This window comes from Microcella pacifica, assembly GCF_009371975.2.
GTDB classification, from domain to species: domain Bacteria; phylum Actinomycetota; class Actinomycetes; order Actinomycetales; family Microbacteriaceae; genus Microcella; species Microcella pacifica.
In genome coordinates this window covers 14,002-17,797 of sequence record NZ_VIKT02000030.1, presented here as the reverse complement: position 1 = coordinate 17,797, position 3,796 = coordinate 14,002, and the positions used below count along the sequence as shown (strand labels likewise).

Below are 3,796 nucleotides of genomic sequence, written 5' to 3'. Positions count from 1 at the left end.
CCGCTCCCGCATGCGCGTCCTGCCCGACACCGAAAGCGAGGTGGTCGCCGACACCTTCATCGCACTCAGCGCATAAAGCGAAGGATCAGCCGTTACACCACTTCCAGGGACTTGACCGGTGGCCAGCAGTTCACGGTCCAACTGCGCGCGTGCAGACGGGCCTCGCTTCGCCCAGTCATAGAACCCGGATGGGGAGACCTTCAGAACCCGACAGAGCACGCGGATCCGATATCGGGAGGGATCCTGCCGATGCAGTTGCGCGATCAGTCGGTAAGTCCTTTTGGGAGGACGTTCTCCCTCGCGAAATACGCGGCCGCTTTCTTCAGGATCTCGTTCTCCAACTCCAACCGTCGATTGTCTCGTCGCAACCGCGCGACCTCGGCACGGTCGTCGGTGGCGATCCCCGGCTTCTCTCCAGCATCGATCGATGCTTGCCGGTTCCAGTTCGCCAGCGACGTTGCGGAGATGCCGAGCTCTTTCGCGATCGCATCCATTGACTTGCCGCTAGAGCGATACAAGGCCACAGCGCGGTCCTTGAACTCACGCGGATACGCGTCCTTCTTGGCCATCTCGGACTCCATTCCTCGGGCTCATCCCGATGTTAGGTGTCCGAGAAACCCAGGGCAGGTCAGAATGTCATCTACCCAAATTCGAGTGCCGTCATCGTCATAGACCGAGAGCGTCCAATCGCCGACGCTGGGGAACTCAATCTCACCGATTAGTCGGATGCTCCAGTCATCTCCCCGAGAAGGTTCACTGCTGAACCCGCCACTGCCCAGACTCAGATCAACACCGTTGGGAGAGATGTTCTGCGACATGTCGAGCATGAAGTCGTCTGGCTGCCCAGTGAGGTAACGGTTCTTCCAGTACTGCACCTGCAAGCCCTGCATGCCTTCGTCGTACGCCGTGGTCGAGGTGGGCACCGGATCGTCACACGTGCTGTTGGGTTCCACCCCGGTGAAGCACTCTCCAGGAGCGGGACCGTAGGAAGTCACCGGTCGGTCTTCACGGTCGTACACCTTGGTCGACTTCCGCCCTGCAGCATCCACTGCCGACACAAGCATGTCCTTGGAGGGGTGCCATTGCTGCGACGAGGTGATACCCATAGCCGATGTCGTCGAGGTGGCACGCCAGGTGTCGTCGTACGTGACCGTGGACAACAGCACATTGTTGCCGCTATCGGGCGCGTAGGCGAACACTTCCGTCGTGTTCGTCGCGTCGTCGTACTCATACACCCGCCCCATGCGCTGCGTCGCCTGCTGCGGATCAGCACTGGGCAGCAACACCTGCTCAACGCGGCCGTCTGCGTCATAGGCGATATCAGTGCGAATCAAATCGTCAATGGCAGCGAGCGCGGAACTCTCGGAGCTGACCTCGGCCTCAAAGTAAGTGAAGTAGTCGTTGCCCATCGAGTCGATGATCGACGACAGTTTGCCGGTGGAGTCATAGTCGAACACCGTCCACTCGTTTCCAGGGTCACGAATGGCGGACAAGAAAGCCACCTCGTCATCACCGGTATCCACCGTCGTGTAGTACAGGTCGGTCGACTGCGCCGGGATGTCGGTCGGCTGGGCGGGAGTGCTCACCTGGGTCGGGTAGACGATCTGGCACAGCATCCCGTCCGGAGCATCCCCGTAGCCCTCGCCGACACCGGAGGCGCACTGCGAGTCGCCGCCATAGTAGAACTTCAGCTCACGGCCCCACTGGTTCGTGCCCGTCTTCGACACCGGGTCGATGATCTTCGTCACCCGCCGCGAGTTGCCGTCGTACTGGGCCTGCGGCTCAGCTGGGCGAGTCGCCTCCGATGGGCCAGAAGACGAGGTCAGATTGCCGTTGGAAGCGAAGGCGTGCGTGTAGCCGGACAGGTCGGTGTAGGTGACCTTGCCCGAGGAGTCCACCGCGACAGTGCCGTACGCGGCACTGGGCGGCTTCCACGACTTGTCAGCCTTCCGCGTGAAGGTGTGCACGCTGCCGGACACATCGGTGAGCACGATCGAGTTGTCATTGACCTGCGCGGACGTGAAGAAGCCACCATTGCCCGCAATCGGCGCGCTGGACGCCCACCCGCCGGGCAGGATCGACCCATCCCGACTGAACCAACTCGCTGGCACCTTGATCTCATCGTCGAATGCCACCGCAGGCTCGGCCAAGGGCCGGAACTTCGACAGCATTTCGATCTTCGCCGCACCGCGACGCTCGGCGAACTCGACCAACACCGGAATCCGCGTGCCACCGATCAGGTAGACGCTCTCGTCAGCCCAGTCCTTGGTGCGGGCCGCATTCCACTCGTCGTAGACCACATTCCCGTCGATGGTCAAACGGGCTCCATCGTCGCGGCTGAACCCGAACTTGTACTCCCCCGTCGCCGGCACTGAGATGAACCCCGTCCACCGGACCAAGAAATGGTCGTCGTTGATTCCGCTTCCAGGAGCACTGTCTTCACCCCAGTTGAAGTTCACCGCCGAATCCACCCGCTGCAAGTCCGCAACCGCCGGCGGTGCTGGAAACGCTGGCGGGTTCGTGAAGGAGTCGACGTTGAAGTACTCCGCATCCAAGCCCGGCTGATACGCCACAGGTGATTGGGAGTTGTAGGTGAAGTTCAACCCCATGCTGCCGCCGACAGTCGACACCATCGGGGACGAGAAGTTCAACGCCAAGTTGCCATTGGCCAAGTTCACCGTCGCCGGCCCCGCCGCATCGAACGGCGACGGACCCGAAGTGCCCAGACGCTGGTCTACGCGGAAACTGTTGACCCACTCTGGTCGCATGTTTTCGTCGATGTGATCACGAGTCATCGCCTGCCACGTGTACGTGTTGCCGTTCTGCAAAGCGCCCGCCGGCGGAGTCCACTCGTGCTCATCGAGCCACCCGGACTCTACGATCATGCCGTCGTTGGCATCATCACCCGTCGCGATGCGGAACTGATACTTGATCTGCCCCTCATTGCCCGTATCCTCAACCTGAGCGACGGAGAACGTCGGCGTGGTCGATATGACCACCGCATCATCACCGGCGGGAACGGCCGACGCCTCCGTCGGCTGCGGCGGCGGCGTGGCCTGCGTCGTGAACGCGCCACCCCAACTCGTGGATCTCTGCGTGGAGATGTTGTTGTGGCCGTCGAAATCGTCCTTCGCCCACACCTTCCATACGTACCGCGTGTTCGGCTCCAGGTCCCGCGTGTAGACGACGTCCTTGGAGTCCTGCCACATTGTCCTGCCAAGGGAGGTTGTCCCAGGCTTGGGGTTCGAACTAGGGGCGTCTTCTGCCTCGCGGACTTCTACCGCGTACTGCATGTCATAGCCGCTGCTGTGGGTGCCGTCGACCTTGAACGTCGGCCGCAGTGGAGCATCCACACCGCCAACCACCGGAGAATCTGCTGGAATCGATGGCTGCGGATACCACTTGAAGTAGATCACCAACGCCGCGTCCAGCTTCTTGTAGGTGTACGAGCCCGCGGACTCTGAGCCTCTGAAGACAATGTCGGAGTACGAACGGCCATCGCGGAGTCGATCCGCCAGCCACACATCGAATGGGTCATTTCCCCACGTCGCGGTTCCCGACCCAATGTTGAACGACCCAAATTGCGTGCCCAAGCAGCTGAATCCGCTCGTGCACGACGCCGAATACACACGCACGTTCTGAGTCGAGGTCGTCCCACTGCCCGCATACTCGGCGTACACGTAGGCGTCGATCACCTGTCGAGTCGTGTTCGGCGAGTGGGGGTAGCGCACCACCGTGCGCCACAGCGTGTCCCCGCCCGCACGAGAGTTTCCGGCGTGGATTCCATCCGTGCGCG

The 3,796-nt window shown here is 61.7% G+C and carries 2 protein-coding genes; both read right to left on the bottom strand.

Translation table 11 applies throughout. The annotated features are described in order from the left end of the window. Positions 1-263: 263 nt before the first annotated feature. Positions 264-569, bottom strand: a complete 306-nt coding sequence (locus FK219_RS12455; protein ID WP_165638144.1) for a transposase — start codon at positions 567-569, stop codon at positions 264-266. Positions 570-590: 21 nt separating this feature from the next. Then, positions 591-3,695: a PA14 domain-containing protein gene (locus FK219_RS12450; RefSeq protein ID WP_210416827.1), complete on the bottom strand. Its 3,105-nt coding sequence runs from the start codon at positions 3,693-3,695 to the stop codon at positions 591-593. Positions 3,696-3,796: the final 101 nt, after the last annotated feature.

Excerpts from the sequence above, each read along its gene's own strand:
- FK219_RS12455 (WP_165638144.1), bottom strand. The coding sequence starts at position 569 with ATGGCCAAGAAGGACGCGTATCCGCGTGAGTTCAAGGACCGCGCTGTG.